Annotated in this window: 11 protein-coding genes and 1 tRNA gene; 9 read left to right on the forward strand and 3 right to left on the reverse strand. The window is 77.2% G+C overall.

Going from position 1 to position 16,290, the window contains the following annotated elements; genetic code table 11:
- Nucleotides 1-25: 25 nt before the first annotated feature.
- Complete coding sequence (locus MUU72_RS12615; RefSeq protein WP_248013290.1) at nt 26-979, reverse strand: LysR family transcriptional regulator; 954 nt, start codon at nt 977-979, stop codon at nt 26-28.
- Between the two features lie 130 nt (nt 980-1,109).
- Here MUU72_RS12615 and MUU72_RS12620 point away from each other — a divergent pair, with 130 nt between their 5' ends.
- From MUU72_RS12620 to MUU72_RS12655, 6 genes are all read left to right on the forward strand, one after another.
- On the forward strand, nt 1,110-2,291 hold the full coding sequence (locus tag MUU72_RS12620) for an MFS transporter (protein ID WP_248013291.1): 1,182 nt from the start codon (nt 1,110-1,112) through the stop codon (nt 2,289-2,291).
- Nucleotides 2,278-2,562, forward strand: coding sequence for a DUF3039 domain-containing protein (locus MUU72_RS12625; protein WP_026247947.1), 285 nt, complete (start codon nt 2,278-2,280; stop codon nt 2,560-2,562). The genes MUU72_RS12620 and MUU72_RS12625 overlap by 14 nt, the downstream gene beginning before the upstream one ends.
- Nucleotides 2,563-2,698: 136 nt before the next feature.
- Entirely contained in the window at nt 2,699-4,357 is a 1,659-nt protein-coding gene (locus tag MUU72_RS12630) for a beta-N-acetylhexosaminidase (protein ID WP_248013292.1), read from the forward strand.
- Nucleotides 4,358-4,588: 231 nt separating this feature from the next.
- Complete coding sequence (locus tag MUU72_RS12635) at nt 4,589-5,485, forward strand: FAD binding domain-containing protein (protein WP_248013293.1); 897 nt, start codon at nt 4,589-4,591, stop codon at nt 5,483-5,485.
- Nucleotides 5,482-7,977 (forward strand): 2Fe-2S iron-sulfur cluster-binding protein, encoded by a 2,496-nt coding sequence (locus tag MUU72_RS35280; protein ID WP_282504001.1) that lies wholly within the window; start codon nt 5,482-5,484, stop codon nt 7,975-7,977. The genes MUU72_RS12635 and MUU72_RS35280 overlap by 4 nt, the downstream gene beginning before the upstream one ends.
- Nucleotides 7,978-8,041: 64 nt before the next feature.
- Nucleotides 8,042-10,375, forward strand: coding sequence for a xanthine dehydrogenase family protein molybdopterin-binding subunit (locus MUU72_RS12655; protein ID WP_248013294.1), 2,334 nt, complete (start codon nt 8,042-8,044; stop codon nt 10,373-10,375).
- Between the two features lie 171 nt (nt 10,376-10,546).
- Here MUU72_RS12655 and MUU72_RS12660 read toward each other — a convergent pair.
- Together MUU72_RS12660 and MUU72_RS12665 are read right to left on the reverse strand one after the other, a co-directional pair.
- Nucleotides 10,547-10,621 (reverse strand) — tRNA-Cys (locus MUU72_RS12660).
- Between the two features lie 139 nt (nt 10,622-10,760).
- Complete coding sequence (locus MUU72_RS12665) at nt 10,761-11,624, reverse strand: alpha/beta fold hydrolase (RefSeq protein ID WP_248013295.1); 864 nt, start codon at nt 11,622-11,624, stop codon at nt 10,761-10,763.
- A gap of 142 nt (nt 11,625-11,766) precedes the next feature.
- Between MUU72_RS12665 and MUU72_RS12670 the strand changes: the two genes are divergently transcribed.
- From MUU72_RS12670 to MUU72_RS12680, 3 genes are all read left to right on the forward strand, one after another.
- Nucleotides 11,767-13,335 (forward strand): MFS transporter, encoded by a 1,569-nt coding sequence (locus MUU72_RS12670; RefSeq protein WP_248013296.1) that lies wholly within the window; start codon nt 11,767-11,769, stop codon nt 13,333-13,335.
- Nucleotides 13,336-13,441: 106 nt separating this feature from the next.
- Nucleotides 13,442-15,238 carry a DEAD/DEAH box helicase gene (locus tag MUU72_RS12675; RefSeq protein ID WP_248013297.1) on the forward strand — a complete coding sequence of 599 codons (1,797 nt, stop codon included), beginning with the start codon at nt 13,442-13,444 and terminating at the stop codon, nt 15,236-15,238.
- Between the two features lie 361 nt (nt 15,239-15,599).
- A complete protein-coding gene (locus MUU72_RS12680; RefSeq protein ID WP_248013298.1) occupies nt 15,600-16,241 on the forward strand; it encodes an IclR family transcriptional regulator in 642 nt (213 codons plus the stop codon).
- Nucleotides 16,242-16,290 lie beyond the last annotated feature (49 nt).

Genomic DNA, 16,290 nt, shown 5'->3' on the forward strand with positions numbered 1-16,290 from the left:
CCCGCGCCGGGCTCCGGCAGGGCCGTCAGGGCCGGGGCGGTGCGGCCTGGGCGAGGAAGCGTGCGGCCAGCGGGTGGGCGTCGCGGGCCGGCAGCGCGAGGTGGACGGGCACCGGCGGGGCGTTCTTCAGCCGGACGTAGCGGATGCCGGGGTGCGGATGGCGTGCGGCCACCGGCTCCGGGGCCACCCCGATGCCGTGGCCGGCCGCGACCGCCTCCAGCCACTCGTCGACGTTGTCCGCGGTGCAGGTGAGCCGGGGGCGGCGGCCGGCGGGCCACAGCTCGGGGCGGGTGGTGCCGGTGACGGTGTTGACCACCAGCGGCAGCTCCGCCAGCTCGGCCCAGTCCAGCACGCGCCGGCGGGCCAGCGCCCCGGGGCCGGCCGTCCGCGGCACGGCGGCCACCCGCGGCTCGTGGTGGAGCAGCGCGGTGCGCAGCCCGGCGTCCGCCGGGACCGGGCCCCGGACCACCGCGACGTCGGACTCCCCGGTCTCCAGCCCGGCCAGCGGCGTGTCCCGGCGGACCAGCCGCACCCCGGCCCCGGTCGCCGCCTCGAAGCGGTCGATCAGCGCCCGGCAGGCGGCGGGCAGCAGCGCGGTGAAGCCCAGCCGCAGCAGCGCCGGTCCGGCGGGGGAGCGCAGGGCGGCGGTCAGCCGGGGGAGCAGCGGCGCGAGGTCGGCGTGGAGGCGGCGGCCGGCGTCGGTCAGCGCGACCCGGCGGGTGGTCCGGTCCAGCAGCCGCACCCCGAGCGCGGTCTCCAGGGCCCGGACGGCGCGGGTCAGCGTGGGCTGGCCGGTCCGCAGCCGGGCGGCGGCGTGGGTGAAGCTGCGCTCCTCGGCGACGGCCAGGAAGCCCCGCAGGTGCCGGAGTTCGACACCGTCGAGGAGGGGGTCGGCGAGCGGGTCGGGGAGGGCGCCGGCGGCGGGGCCGCCGGGGTCCCCGGGGCCGCCGCCGTCCTGGTTACCGCGGGCACCCTTCATGCCGCCCGAGCATAAGTGCTCCGCACCGGCATTTCCCCGGCGATCCGGAGACTGCCTACGTTTCCGCCCGTCGGTCCGTCCCGGGACCGGGGACCGCCCCCGGACCGGAGGACCAGGGGAGACGATCACGGTGCACAAGGTATGGCTGCTGACGCTGGGGGCCTTCACCCTCGGCCTGGACGCCTATGTGATGGCGGGGCTGCTCCCGGTCATCGCCGCGGACACCGGGACCCGGGTGGCGCTCGCCGGGCAGCTGGTGACGGTCTTCACGCTGGCCTACGCGCTCTGCGCGCCGCTGGTCGCCGGGCTGCTCGCCGGGGTGCGCCCCCGGCCGCTGATCCTCGCCGCGCTCGCGGTCTTCACCCTCGGCAACGGCCTGACGGCGCTCGCCCCGTCCCTGGGGGCGCTGCTGGCCGCCCGGATCGTCGCGGGCGCCGGCGCCGGGGTCCACTCCGCGCTGTCCACCGCGGCCGCCGCCGCGCTGGTGCCCCCGGAGCGGCGCGGCCGGGCGCTGGCCCTGGTGATGGGCGGGATGAGCGCGGGCACCGTCCTGGGCGTACCGGTCGGGGTGCTGCTGGCCGAGCACACCGGCTGGCGGACCACGCTGTGGCTGGTCACCGGGCTGGGCGCGGGGGCGCTGGGCGGACTGGCGGCGCTGCTGCCGCCGGTGCCCGCGGGGCCCGCCGTCCCGGTGCGGGCCCGGCTGGCCGCGCTGACCGACCGGGCGGTGGCGCCGGTGGTGGCGGTGTCGTTCCTGGCCGCGGTGGCCAGCCTGGGCCTCTACACCTACCTCGCGCCGGTGCTGGCCGCGACCGGCGGCGTCCGCGAGGTCACCCCCTACCTGTGGGCGTGGGGCGCCGGCGGGGTGCTGGGGAGCGTGCTGGCCGGGCCGCTGGTGGACCGCACCGGTCGGGTCCGGGCGCTGGCCGGCGGGGTGCTGCTGGTCATCGCCGCGGCGCAGGCGCTGCTGCCGGTGCTGGCCGCCGCCTGGCTGCCCGGGGCGGTGGTCGCGCTGGTGGCCTGGGGCGCGGCCGGCTGGGCGCTCCAGGTGCCGCAGCAGCACCGGCTGCTGGCGGCGGGCGCCGAGCGCGGCACCGTCGCCCTGGCGCTGAACAACTCCGCGCTCTACCTGGGCAGCGCGGCCGGCTCCGCGCTCGGCGGGCTGGCGCTGGCGGCCGGGCCGTCCCCGGCGGCGCTGCCCTGGATGGCGGCCGGTGTCGCGGCCCTGGGGCTGGTGGTGCAGCTGGCCGCGGGCCGACGCTCCCGGCGCGCGGCGCGCGTGAGTACCCTTGGCACTTATGAGCACTCTTGAGCCCGAGCGCGGGGCAGGTACGGGGACCCTCGTAGAGCCGACACCGCAGGTGTCCCACGGCGACGGCGACCACGAGCGCTTCGCCCACTACGTCCAGAAGGACAAGATCATGGCGAGCGCGCTCGACGGCACCCCCGTCGTGGCGCTCTGCGGCAAGGTGTGGGTGCCGGGCCGCGACCCGAAGAAGTACCCGGTCTGTCCGCTGTGCAAGGAGATCTTCGAGTCCATGGGCGCCGGTGGCGACAAGGACAAGGACGGCGGCAAGAAGTAGCGGCCGCCCCGCGCCGAGGCCCGCACGGGCCCGGGTCCCGCAGCGGCCCGGGCCCGTCGCCGTCCCCGGCGCGACCGCGGGCACGACCGCGGGAAGAGGGTTTCCCCGCGCGGCGGGGAGGTGAAGACTTCCGGTCGTGACAGACCTGGAGACCGTTCACCGCACGGGCTTGGTCCCGGCACCGCTCAGCCGCGACCTGGACGGCGACGGCACCCCGCGCAGGACCGTACGGCTCGGTGCGCAGACCGCGCTGGCCGCCGCCCCCGGCACCGAGGACACCGCCCGCTGGCTGCGCGCCACGCTCGGCGCCGCCTTCGGCCTGCCGCTGCCGCCCGGCTCCGCCGACGCACCGGACACCCTCGCGCTCGCCCTCGACCCGGCCCTCCCGGCGGAGGGTTACCGGCTCGACGCCGACGCCCGCTGGGGCGTCCGCCTCACCGGCGGCGGGCCGGCCGGCGTCTTCTGGGCCGCGCAGACGCTCCGTCAGCTCCTCGGCCCGGACGCCTTCCGCCGCGCCCCGCTCGGCCCGGACCGCGCGGCCCGCCTGCCGGAGCAGACCATCGAGGACGCCCCCCGCTTCGGCTGGCGCGGTCTGATGCTGGACGTCGCCCGGCACTTCCTGCCCAAGGACGGCGTCCTGCGCTACCTCGACCTGCTCGCCGCCCACAAGCTGAACGTCCTGCACCTGCACCTCACCGACGACCAGGGCTGGCGGATCGAGATCCGGCGCTACCCGGAGCTGACCGCGACCGGCGCCTGGCGCCGGCGCAGCCGGCTCGGCCACCGCCACTCGCCGCTGTGGGACCCGCGCCCGCACGGCGGTTACTACACCCAGGACGACCTCCGCGAGATCGTCGCGTACGCCGCCGAGCGGCAGATCACCGTCGTCCCCGAGATCGACATCCCCGGGCACTCGCAGGCCGCCATCGCGGCGTACCCGGAGCTGGGCAACACCGACGTCGTCGACACCGCCTCCCTGGAGGTCTGGGACACCTGGGGCGTCAGCCCCCACGTCCTGGCCCCCACCGACACCACCCTCCGCTTCTACGAGACCGTCCTCACCGAGGTGCTCGCGCTCTTCCCCTCGCGCTTCGTGCACCTGGGCGGCGACGAGTGCCCCAAGGAGCAGTGGCGGGCCTCGCCCACCGCCCAGGGCCGGATCGCCGCCCTGGGCCTGGACGGTGAGGACGGCCTCCAGAGCTGGTTCCTGCGCCACTTCGACCGCTGGCTCGCCGACCGCGGCCGGCGCCTCATCGGCTGGGACGAGATCCTCGAAGGCGGCCTGGCGGAGGGCGCGGCGGTCTCCTCCTGGCGCGGGTACGCCGGCGGCATCGCCGCGGCCAAGGCCGGGCACGACGTCGTCATGTGCCCCGAGCAGCACGTCTACCTGGACCACCGTCAGCACGCCGCGCCCGACGAGCCGGTGCCGATCGGCTACGTCCGCACCCTGGAGGACGTCTACCGCTTCGAGCCGGTGCCGCCGGAGCTGACGGACGACCAGGCCGCGCACGTGCTGGGCACCCAGGCCAACGCCTGGACCGAGGCGATGGACGGTCAGCAGCGCCTGGACTACCAGGTCTTCCCGCGGCTGGCCGCGTTCGCCGAGGTCGCCTGGTCCCACCTGCCCGCCCCGGCCGCCCGCGACTACCAGGACTTCACCTCCCGGATGGCCGACCACTACGCCCGCCTGGACGCGCTGGGCGTCGGCTACCGCCCGCCCGGCGGCCCGCTTCCCTGGCAGAAACGCCCCGGCATCCTCGGACGCCCCTTCGACGGGGCGCCCCCAAACGTGTGAGCCCCCGCGCAAGGAAGGCGCCCGTCCGGCCGGTCCCTGGGACCGTGGTGCCCGTTCACCGGAACCGGCGGACCGCCGCCGGACCGGCGCCCTCCGCGCCCACGGGCACCGCTTCGCGGACCCTCGCGTACCGGGCCCGCGAAGATGTGCCAGAGTTGCCACGTCCGGGCCGTGAGCACGTACCGTACGGCGGAGCGGAACTGCCGGGACACCGGGGAAGGGGCAGCTGGGTTGACCACGCACGCACCGCACGCGTCGCAATCGGTGACGTTGCCGGCCTCGCTCGACGAGGCGGTGGCGGCGCTGACCGCCATGCCCGCCGCCGTGCCCGTCGCGGGCGGCACGGACCTCATGGCGGCGGTCAACGCCGGACTCCTCAGACCCGCCGGCCTGGTGGGCCTCGGCCGGATCAGCGAGATCCGGGGCTGGCAGTACCTCGACGGCCACGCCCTGCTCGGCGCCGGCCTCACCCTCGCCCGGATGGGGCGCCCCGACTTCGCCGCCCTGATCCCGGGGCTGGCCGCCGCCGCGCGCGCGGCCGGCCCGCCGCAGATCCGCAACGCCGGGACCCTCGGCGGCAACATCGTCACCTGCGCCCCCACGGGCGACACCCTGCCGGTGCTGGCCGCCCTGGAGGCCACGGTGATCGTCGCCGGCCCCGGGGGCGCCCGCCGGGAGATCCCGGTCAGCCACCTGCTCACCGGCCGCGAGATGCTGCACCCCGGTGAACTCGTCGGCTTCGTCCGGGTACCGCTGCTGCACGCCCCGCAGACCTTCCTCAAGGCCACCGGCCGCACCGGCCCCGGCCGCGCCACCGCCTCCGTCGCGCTGGTCCTGGACCCGGCGCGGCGCGCGGTGCGCTGCGCGGTCGGCGCGGTCGCCGCGATGCCGCTGCGGCCCCTGGAGGCCGAGCAGTGGGTGGCCTCGCTCATCGACTGGGACGGCGAACGCGGCCTGGTCCCCGAGGCGCTGGCCGCCTTCGGCGACTACGTGGCCGCCGCCTGCATCCCCGACCCGGCGCCGCCGCAGGACGGTTCCGAACCGGTGACCCTGCCGCCGGCCGCGCTGCACCTGCGCCGTACGGTGGCAGCCCTGGCCCGCCGCGCACTTGGGAGGGCGCTCTCATGAGCGATGCCGACAACCGCCGACCGCAGCAGCCGCACCCCGAACAGGGCTGGCAGCCGCTGCCGCAGGGTGGCGAGTACGAGTCGGAGGCGACCGCCTTCGTCCAGCTCCCGGAAGGCTTCACCACCGGGGCCTACGGCGCCGGTTACGGCACTCCGGGCGCCGACCCGCTCGCCGCCCCCGGCCACGGCTACACCCCGCCGGCCTCGTTCCCCGAGCACCCCGCGCCCCCGGTACCGGGCGCGGGCACCGACCCGGCCGCCACCGGGCAGTGGACGATGCCGTTCGCCGACCCGTCCGGCGGCTACGCCGACCCCGCGGCGGGCTACGGCGGCCACGGCGGGCAGCACGGGGCCGCCCCGCACCAGGGAGCCCCGCACCAGGACGTGCCCGGCTACCAGGCCAACGCCCCCGAGGGCGGCCGGGCGTGGGGCGGCGAGCAGGTGCACTGGCCCGTGGCGGGCAGCGCGGAGGCGGCCGCCGGTGCGTGGACGGTCCCGGCGGCCGACGAGACGCTGGAGGAGTCCGGCGAGTACCTGGTCGGCGACGACCGGCCGAGCGGCCCCGGCGGCCCCGCGATCTACGCGGACGGCGGCTACCGCGACCCGGCCTACGAGGGCGGCGCGCCCGCGCCCGGCCCCGCGGAGGCCGGCGCCACCGGCCACTGGAACTTCACCGCCGGCCTCGACGCCACCGGCGGCACCGCCGGTCCGGCCGGCGACCCCGGGGCCGGTACGGGCGGCGCGGCCGCGGAGCCGTACCACCCGGCGCCCGCCGCCGACCCGTACGCGCACGGTGCCGGCACGGCCGGGGCGACCGGCCACTGGTCGCTGCCCGCCGACGCGCTGGCCCAGTGGCCGCCGGCCGCGCCGGAGGAGCCGCCCGCCGCGCAGGAGACCGGGCAGGAGGTGCCCGCCCCCGGGGGCGCGGACAGCTGGTCGGTCCCCGTGGTGGAGGGCGAACAGCCGGACCTGACGGGCCGGTTCGCCGTGGACGCGTTCCCGGCCGGCGGCCACGGGGCCCCGGGCGACGGCGCGGGGGCGGCCGCCGGTACCGCCGCGGCTGCCACGGGCACCGCCGGTGCGGAGGCCGGTGCCGGCGCTCCGGAGGCCGGGGCAGCGGTGGATGCCGGGGCTGACGGGACTGCTGGGATTGCCGGGACCGCTGGGGCCGTTGGGGCCGACGGGGCGGTGGGGGCTGCCGGGACGGACGGGAGAGGCTTCCCCGCCGTGGCCGGGACGGGCACCGAGCACCACCCGGCGCCCGCCGCACACCCGGCGCCCGGTGAGCCTCAGGCGTCCGGCGCCCACCCGGCACCGGGCGACCACCCCGGGGCCGTCGGGCTCCCGGAGGCCGTTCGGCATGCCGAGACCGCCCAGCACCCCGAGACCGCCCAGCACCCCGAAGCTGTCGAGCACCCGGCGCCCGGGGCGCACGGGGCTCCGGGCGCGGCCGCGGCGGAGTCCGCGGCGGACGCGGTGCCCGGGGCCGTGGACGGACCGCACGCGCCCGAAGAACCGCACCCCCACGAACCGCACGCGGGGGACCAACCGCACGCGCCCCAGGGGCTGTCGGGAGACGGGGGGCCGGCCGCGGAGGCGGGCCACCCGGAGGAGCCCGGTACGGCCCCTGGCGCGGAGCCCGGCACGTCGTCCGGCGCCGAGCCCGGCGCGGGTCCCGGTACGGCCGCGGAGTCCCCGGCCACGGACCACGGCGCGGCCGCCGGACCGGCCACCCCCGCCGACGCGCCGCACCCCGCCGACGCCGTGCCCGCCGCCGGTGCGGCGCCGCAGGCCGGCGCGCCGTCCGACGGCCCGGTCGCTCCCGCCGCCGGGCCGGAGCCCGCGCACCCCGGGGACGCGCCGTCCGACGCCGTCCCCGACAGCCACGACGAACACCCCGCCGCCTCCTACGTGCTGCGCGTCAACGGCACCGACCGGCCGGTCACCGACGCCTGGATCGGCGAGTCGCTGCTGTACGTGCTGCGCGAGCGGCTCGGCCTGGCCGGGGCCAAGGACGGCTGCTCCCAGGGGGAGTGCGGGGCCTGCTCGGTCCAGGTGGACGGCCGGCTGGTCGCGTCCTGCCTGGTGCCCGCCGCCACCGCGGCCGGCAGCGAGGTACGCACCGTCGAGGGGCTCGCGCGCGACGGCGTGCCCTCCGACGTGCAGCGGGCGCTCGCCGCCTCCGGTGCGGTGCAGTGCGGCTTCTGCGTACCGGGCATGGCGATGACCGTGCACGACCTCCTGGAGGGCAACCACGCCCCCACCGAGCTGGAGACCCGCAAGGCGCTCTGCGGCAACCTCTGCCGCTGCTCCGGCTACCGGGGCGTGCTGGACGCCGTCGCCGAGGTCGTCAGGGCCCGGTCCGAGGCCGCCGGGCAGGACACCGCGGAGGAGCCCGACGGCACCGCCCGCATCCCCCACCAGGCGGGTCCCGCCGACCCGGTGGACGGGGCACCGCACCACCACGACGCGCAGCCGGGGGGCACCGGATGAGCGAGCGATTCAGCGACCGGCACGCGCCCCGCACGGGCGGGCGTGAGCGAAGCGAGGTCTCGGCATGACCGGTACGACCGACGGCGCCGCCGTCACCGCGACGCCCGCGGCGGGCGTCCCGCTCCCCGAGGAGCCGACGCACGGGCTGGGGGCGTCCCTCCCGGCCGCCGACGCGGCCGCGAAGACCCAGGGCACCTTCCCGTACGCCGCCGACCTGTGGGCCGAGGGCCTGCTGTGGGCGGCGGTGCTGCGCTCCCCGCACCCCCGGGCGCGGATCCGCTCGGTGGACACCCGGCACGCCACCGAGATGCCCGGGGTGCGCGCCGTCGTCACCCATGAGGACGTGCCCGGCGACCGGGGCTACGGGCGGGGCACCGCCGACCGCCCGGTCTTCGCCAAGGACGAGGTCCGCCACCACGGCGAGCCGATCGCCGCGGTCGCCGCCGACCACCCCGACACCGCCCGGCTGGCCGCCGCCGCCATCGTGGTGGAGTACGAGGTCCTGGAGGCCGTCACCGACCCCCAGCTGGCCTTCGAGGCCGAGCCGCTGCACCCGGACGGCAACCTCATCCGGCACATCCCGCTCCGCTTCGGCGACGCCGAGGCGGTCGGCGAGGTGATGGTCGAGGGGTTCTACCGGATCGGCCGTCAGGACCCGGCGCCCATCGGGGCGGAGGCCGGACTCGCCGTGCCGCGCCCCGACGGCGGGGTGGAGATCTACACCGCCTCCACCGACCCGCACGCCGACCGCGACCTGGCCGCCGCCTCCTTCGGGCTGGCGCCCGAGCAGGTCAAGGTCGTGGTGACCGGCGTGCCCGGTGCCACCGGTGACCGCGAGGACCCCGGCATCCAGCTGTCCCTGGGCCTGCTGGCGCTCCGTACGGGGTGCCCGGTCAAACTGGCCGCCACCCGGGAGGAGTCCTTCCTCGCGCACACCCACCGCCACCCCACGCTGCTGCGCTACCGCCACCACGCCGACGCCGAGGGCAGGCTGGTCAAGGTGGAGGCGCAGATCCTGATGGACGCCGGGGCCTACGCGGACACCTCCGCGGAGGCGCTGGCCGCCGCCGTCTCGTTCGCCTGCGGCCCGTACGTGGTCCCGCACGCCGTCGTCGAGGGCTGGGCGGTGCGCACCAACAACCCGCCGTCCGGGCACATGCGGGGCGAGGGCGCGCTCCAGGTCTGCGCCGCCTACGAGGGCCAGATGGACAAGCTCGCCGCCCAGCTGGGCCTGGAGCCGGACGAGATCCGCCGGCGCAACGTCATGGCCACCGGCGACCTGCTGCCCACCGGGCAGACCGTCACCTGCCCCGCGCCGGTCGCCGAACTCCTGCGCGCGGTCACCGAGGCGCCGCTGCCGGAGCTGCCCAAGGACACCCCCGAGGCGGAGTGGCTGCTGCCGGGCGGCCCCGAGGGCGCGGGCGAACCGGGCGCGGTGCGGCGCGGGGTGGGCTACGCCCTGGGCATGGTCCACATGCTCGGCGCGGAGGGCACCGACGAGGTCTCCACCGCCACCGTCAAGGTCAGCGGATCGGTGGCCACCGTCATCTGCGCGGCGGTGGACACCGGTTCGGGGTTCGCCACGCTGGCGCGGCAGATCGTCCAGGAGACGCTGGGGGTGGAGGAGGTGCACGTCGCGGGCGTGGACACCGACCAGCCGCCGGCCGGGCGGGCCTGCCACGGCCGGCACACCTGGGTCTCCGGCGGCGCGGTGGAGCGGGCCGCCAGGATGGTCCGCACCCAGCTGCTCCAGCCGCTGGCCCACAAGTTCGGGATGTCCACCGAACTGCTCCAGATCGCCGACGGCAAGATCACCTCCTACGACGGGGTGCTCAGCACCACCGTCGCCGAGGCGCTGGACGGCAAGGAGCTGTGGGCCACCGCGCAGTGCCGGCCGCACCCGACCGAGCCGCTGGACGAGACCGGCCAGGGCGACGCGTTCGTCGGCCTCGCCTTCTGCGCGATCCGCTGCGTCGCCGACGTGGACATCGAGCTGGGCACCGTCCGGGTGGTGGAGATGGCCGTCGCGCAGGACGTGGGCCGGATCCTCAACCCGCGCCAGCTGCGGGCCCGGATCGAGGCCGGGGTCACCCAGGGGCTGGGCGCCGCGCTGATGGAGAACCTCCGGACCACCCGCGGCCAGGTCCGCCACCCCGACCTGACCGGCTACCCGCTGCCGACCGCGCTGGACGCCCCGGACATCCGGATCGTCAAGCTGGTCGAGGAGCGGGACGTGGTCGCGCCGTTCGGCGCCAAGGCCGTCAGCGCGGTACCGGTGGTGACGGCACCGGCCGCGGTCGCGTCGGCGGTCCGCGCGGCCACCGGCCGCCCGATCGGCCGCCTGCCGATCCGCCCCCAGGCCGCGGTCGCCCAGCCGGTCCCGGTCCCGCAGCACTGACGCGGTCCCGGCGCGCCGGCCCCTTCGCCGCGCCCCGGCCCCGAGCGGGTGACGGCGGCCGCCCCTCCCACGGGCGGCCCGAGCGCCCCGCCTGCCCGTCTGCTCGCGCGCGGCCCAGAAGGGCGGCACCCCTTCGGGGTGCCGCCCTGTCGTGGTAACCGGTCCGGCGGGTGGAGGCCGTGGCGGGATTCGAACCCACGTAACTCGCTTTGCAGGCGAGCCCCTGAACCACTCGGGCACACGGCCGGGATGCGGTGCTGTCCTGACTCTAGGGCGCGGGGTGGGGGGCCGGGCAAGGGCGCGGGGCGGGCTGCCACGAGGCTGCAACACGGGGTTCATGAAAGGGGGGAGGGGCGGCGGGAGCCCGCGTGGCCGGGGGCGGGGGTCAGGAGGGGCGGAGGAATTCCTCGACGAGGGGGCGGAAGAGGTCCGGCTCGTCGACCCAGGGGTAGTGGCCCACCAGGTGCAGGGGGCGGACCCGGGCGTCGGGGAAGGAGGCGGCCACCAGCTCGCCCGCGCGCATCCCGGCCACCGCGTCGCGGTCGCCGGTGAGCACCAGGACCGGGCAGGTGACGCGGTGCAGCCCGGCCAGCAGCGCCCGCCGGGTCCCGTCGTCCACGCCCTGCCAGAAGCCCGCCCGCGGTACGGGGCCCAGTTGGGCGCCCTCGGTGGCGGCGTGGGCCCGCTGCGGTGCGTCCCAGCGGGCGTAGGCCATCGGCGCCGCGGCCCGGAGCAGTTCGCGCACCTCGGCGAGGTCGGACACCTCGGCGAGGTGCCGCACCGCCGCCGCGGCCCGCGGCCACCACTCCTCGTGCCGGCGGGCGGCGAAGATCTCCCGGGCGTCGTCGGGCAGTTCGCCCTGGAGCCGGGAGCCGGGGCAGACCAGCACCAGGTGGGTCAGCCGTTCCGGGCGGGCCGCCGCGTACGCCTGCGCGATGGCGGCCCCGGCGCCGTGGGCCAGCAGCGCGAAGCGTTCCAGCCCGAGGTGGGCGCGGAGCGCCTCGGCGTCCTCGGCGAGGTGCGGGAAGGCGTACCGGCCGGGGTCGGGCGCCGCGGGGGAGGCGCCGGTGCCGCGGCTGTCGGGGATGATCAGCTGCCGGTGCGCGGCCAGGCCGCCCAGGTCCCCCAGGTAGGCGGCGTCCCGGCCCGGGCCGCCGGCCAGGCAGACCAGGGGCGGCCGGTCCGGGCCGGCCGGTCCGAGCACCCGGTAGTGGAGTGCGGCGTCGTCGTAGCTGCGGAAGTACGGCATATCCACAGTCTTGCCCCGAGCGGGCGCGGCCACCGGGTGCCGGGGCGGGCGGGCCGGGACCGGGCGGTGTAGGACCGGCGGCCGAGTGGATCCCCGCCTTTGGACAGGGGCGCACTCCCGCTGCGGCCCTTACGCTGGCCCGATGACCGCTGACCCTTCGAGCCCCGCGGCCGCGGCCGCCGCCTCCCGTACCACCGCCGGACCCGGCGCCCCGGAGCCCGGCAGGACCCCGGAGCCGCCCGGGTCCGCGCCGGGCGGCTCCGGGGTGCTGGGCCGCGAGCACCGCGCGCTGACCCTGGGCATCATCTCCGTCGTCTCCCTGATCGCCTTCGAGGCCAGTGCGGTGAACACCGCCATGCCGGTCGCCGCCCGCGCGCTGGACGGGATCGGGCTCTACGCCTTCGCGTTCTCGGCGTTCTTCACCGCCAGCCTGTTCGCGATGGCGCTCTCGGGGGTGTGGAGCGACCGGCGGGGGCCGCTGGCGCCGCTGTTCACCGGGATCGCCGCTTTCGGGGCCGGACTGCTGATCGCCGGCGGGGCGCAGTCCATGGGTGTGTTCGTGGCCGGGCGCGGGGTGCAGGGGCTCGGCGGCGGCCTGTCGGTGGTGGCGCTGTACGTCGTCGTCGGCCGCGGCTATCCGGAGCGGCTGCGGGCGTCGGTGATGGCGTCGTTCTCGGCGGCCTGGGTGGTGCCGGTGATCGTCGGGCCGCTGGTGGCCGGGACGGTCACCGAGCAGTTCGGCTGGCGCTGGGTGTTCCTGTCCATCCCCGTGCTGATACTCCTGCCGCTGGGGGTGATGCTGCCGGCGCTGCGCAAGCTGCCGCGCACCGCGCCGGGGCCGGACGCGGGCGTCCGGGGCATCCTGGGCAGCCGCCGCTGCCGGCTGGCGCTGGCGGTGGCGGCGGGCGCCTCGCTGCTCCAGTACGCGGGCCGGCACCCGGACCCGGCCGCGCTGCTGCCGGCCGCCGCCGGGCTGGCGCTGCTGGGCCCGGCGATCGTGCGGCTGCTGCCCCGCGGCACGTTCCGGGCGGGCCGGGGGCTGCCGACGGTGGTGCTGATGCGGGGGCTGGCCGCCGGGGCGCTGGTCGCCGCCGAGAGCTTCATCCCGCTGCTGCTGGTGACCCAGCGCGGCCTGTCCGCCACCCTCGCCGGGCTCTCGCTCACCGGCGGCGGCCTGACCTGGGCGCTCGGCTCGTACGTGCAGAGCCGCCCGCGGCTGGAGCCGCACCGCGAGCGGCTGATGGGCCTGGGCATGGGCCTGCTGGCGGTGGCGATCCTGCTGGTGCCGCTGGTGCTGATCGACGCGGTGCCGGCCTGGACGGTGGCCGCGGCGTGGACGGTCGGCGGCTTCGGGATGGGGCTGCACATCTCCAGCGGCGGGGTGCTGCTGCTGAAGCTGTCCCGGCCGGAGGAGGCGGGCAGCAACTCCTCCTCCCTCCAGATGTCCGACGCGCTGGGCAACGTCACGTTCGTGGGGCTCGGCGGGGCGCTGTTCGTGGCCTTCGGCGGCGCCTCGGCCGGGGCGGCCGGTGCCGGTCCGGCCGCCGCGGGCGCCGCCCCGGTGAGCCACCCGGCGGCGTTCCTGGCGGTCTTCGCGGCGATGGCGGCGGTCGCGGTGCTCGGCGCGGCGGTGGCCCCGCGGCTGCGCCCGGCGCCCGGCCGCGGGGCGCCCGGCGGTGGCGCGGGGGTGAGCCCCCGCCCGGGGGTGTGACCTCGCTCCCACCCCCGGGCGGGAGCGGGCGTAACGCCCCGGCCGGAAAGGGCGGCACCGGTAGGCTGACGCGGTTGCCGATCGCCGACCTCAGCCGACGGAGACCGTGACTACTACCACCAGCGCCACCAACAGCCATCATCTGTCCCCGGCCTTTCCGGGACGGGCCCCGTGGGGTACCGCGAACAAGCTGCGCGCCTGGCAGCAGGCGGCCATGGACCGGTACATCCAGACCCAGCCCAGGGACTTCCTCGCCGTGGCCACGCCCGGCGCCGGCAAGACCACCTTCGCGCTCACCCTCGCCTCCTGGCTGCTGCACCACCACGTCGTGCAGCAGGTGACCGTGGTCGCGCCCACCGAGCACCTGAAGAAGCAGTGGGCGGAGGCCGCCGCCCGCATCGGCATCAAGCTCGACCCGGAGTACAGCGCCGGGCCGCTGGGCCGCGAGTACCACGGCATCGCGATCACCTACGCCGGTGTCGGGGTCCGCCCGATGCTGCACCGCAACCGCATCGAGCAGCGCAAGACGCTGGTCATCCTCGACGAGATCCACCACGCCGGCGACTCCAAGTCGTGGGGCGAGGCGTGCCTGGAGGCGTTCGAGCCGGCGACCCGGCGGCTGGCGCTGACCGGTACGCCGTTCCGCTCGGACACCAACCCGATCCCGTTCGTGGCCTACGAGGAGGGCCAGGACGGCATCCGCCGGTCGTCCGCGGACTACACCTACGGCTACGGCAACGCGCTGGCCGACGGCGTGGTCCGCCCGGTGATCTTCCTCTCGTACAGCGGGAACATGCGCTGGCGGACGAAGGCCGGGGACGAGATCGCCGCGCGGCTGGGCGAGCCGATGACCAAGGACGCGGTGTCCCAGGCGTGGCGCACCGCGCTGGACCCGCGCGGCGAGTGGATGCCGAACGTGCTGCGCGCCGCCGACCGGCGGCTGACCGAGGTCCGCAAGGGCATCCCGGACGCCGGTGCCCTGGTCATCGCCTCCGACCAGGAGCAGGCCCGGGCGTACGCCAAGCTGATCCGGGAGATCACCGGGCAGGGCGCGACGCTGGTGCTGTCCGACGACGCGGGCGCCTCGCAGCGGATCGACGACTTCTCGCACTCCGACGACCGCTGGATGGTCGCGGTCCGGATGGTGTCCGAGGGCGTCGACGTGCCCCGGCTCGCGGTCGGGGTGTACGCCACGACGATCTCCACCCCGCTGTTCTTCGCCCAGGCGGTGGGCCGCTTCGTGCGGTCCCGCAAGCGGGGCGAGACCGCCTCGGTGTTCCTGCCCACCGTGCCGTCGCTGCTCGGCTTCGCCAACGAGATGGAGGTCGAGCGCGACCACGTCCTGGACAAGCCGAAGAAGGACGGCGAGGAGGACCCGTACGCCGAGTCCGAGAAGGAGCTGGAGGAGGCGAACAAGCAGCAGGACGAGGACACCGGCGAGCAGGAGCAGTTCTCCTTCGAGGCGCTGGAGTCGGAGGCGGTCTTCGACCGGGTGCTCTACGACGGCGCCGAGTTCGGGATGCAGGCGCACGCGGGCAGCGAGGAGGAGCAGGACTACCTCGGCATCCCCGGGCTGCTGGAGCCCGACCAGGTGCAGCTGCTGCTCCAGAAGCGGCAGGCCCGGCAGATCGCGCACAGCCGCAAGAAGCCGGACACCGAGGCCGATCTGCTGGAGCTGCCCGCCGAGCGGCGGCCGGTGGTCACGCACAAGGAGCTGCTGGAGCTGCGGAAGCAGCTGAACACGCTGGTGGGCGCCTATGTGCACCAGAGCGGCAAACCGCACGGGGTGATCCACACCGAGCTGCGCCGGGTGTGCGGCGGTCCGCCGAGCGCGGAGGCGACGGCCGGCCAGCTCACCGAGCGGATCAAGAAGGTCCGGGAGTGGGCGACCCGGATGCGCTGAGCGCCGCCTGTGGAGGTGGTGTGAGGGTTTCGCGGGGGCGCCGTGCGGGGAGTGCGGGGCGGAGCGGTCCGGCCGGCGCCCCCGCCGGGTCACCGCGCGAGCACGGCGGGGGCCCCGGACCCCCGCCGGAGCGAACCACGGTACGGACAGTTGTGGATCTTCCGGGCGCGACAGCCCGGATTCTGGACGGACTCTTCCGCTGACCGGAGTCGCTCGCTACTGTCCCGGTCACGCACACGCCCCGTGGCAGCGCCGCCGCGGAGCGCAGCCGGTGCACAGCGGCCGGCGGCTTCTTGGGCGCTGTTCCGGGACGAGCAGCGCGCCGCGTCGGACGCCGCCACTCACTCCAGGAGGGGGCGTCGTGACCGCAGAGACCTCCCAGACGCTCGACCGGGGACTCCGCGTCCTCAAACTGCTCGCCGACACCGACCACGGGCTGACCGTCACCGAGCTGTCGCACAAGCTCGGCGTCAACCGCACCGTGGTCTACCGCCTGCTGGCGACGCTGGAGCAGCACGCTCTGGTGCGCCGGGACACCGGCGGCCGGGCCCGGGTGGGCCTCGGCGTGCTGCGGCTGGGCCGCCAGGTCCACCCGCTGGTCAGAGAGGCCGCGCTGCCCGCGCTGCGCTCGCTCGCCGAGGACATCGGCGCCACCGCCCACCTCACGCTCGTCGACGGCACCGAGGCGCTGGCGGTCGCGGTCGTCGAGCCGACCTGGACCGACTACCACGTCGCCTACCGCGCCGGCTTCCGGCACCCGCTGGACCGCGGGGCGGCCGGGCGGGCGATCCTCAAGGCCCGGCAGGGCCGCCTCCACGACGGCGGACTGGCCCTGACCCACGGCGAGTTGGAGGCCGGCGCCAGCGGTGCCGCGGCGCCGCTGATCGGGGTCAGCGGGATAGAGGGCAGCGTCGGCGTGGTGATGCTCGCCGACACCGTCGCGGAGCGGATCGGGCCGCGGGTGGTCGAGGCGGCCCGGGAGGTGGCCGAGGCGCTGCGCTGAGCCGCCCCGCCCCGCCCCGGCCCCGCGGGCCCGGGGCCGCGCACGTGCG

Origin of the sequence: Streptomyces rhizoryzae, from assembly GCF_023155275.1 — a bacterium.
Lineage (GTDB): Bacteria > Actinomycetota > Actinomycetes > Streptomycetales > Streptomycetaceae > Streptomyces > Streptomyces rhizoryzae.

Coding starts and splice junctions, on each gene's coding strand:
- MUU72_RS12665 (WP_248013295.1), bottom strand. CDS start 11,624: ATGCCGTACTTCCGCAGCTACGACGACGCCGCACTCCACTACCGGGTG.
- MUU72_RS12615 (WP_248013290.1), bottom strand. CDS start 979: ATGAAGGGTGCCCGCGGTAACCAGGACGGCGGCGGCCCCGGGGACCCC.
- MUU72_RS12625 (WP_026247947.1), top strand. CDS start 2,278: ATGAGCACTCTTGAGCCCGAGCGCGGGGCAGGTACGGGGACCCTCGTA.
- MUU72_RS12670 (WP_248013296.1), top strand. CDS start 11,767: ATGACCGCTGACCCTTCGAGCCCCGCGGCCGCGGCCGCCGCCTCCCGT.
- MUU72_RS35280 (WP_282504001.1), top strand. CDS start 5,482: ATGAGCGATGCCGACAACCGCCGACCGCAGCAGCCGCACCCCGAACAG.
- MUU72_RS12655 (WP_248013294.1), top strand. CDS start 8,042: ATGACCGGTACGACCGACGGCGCCGCCGTCACCGCGACGCCCGCGGCG.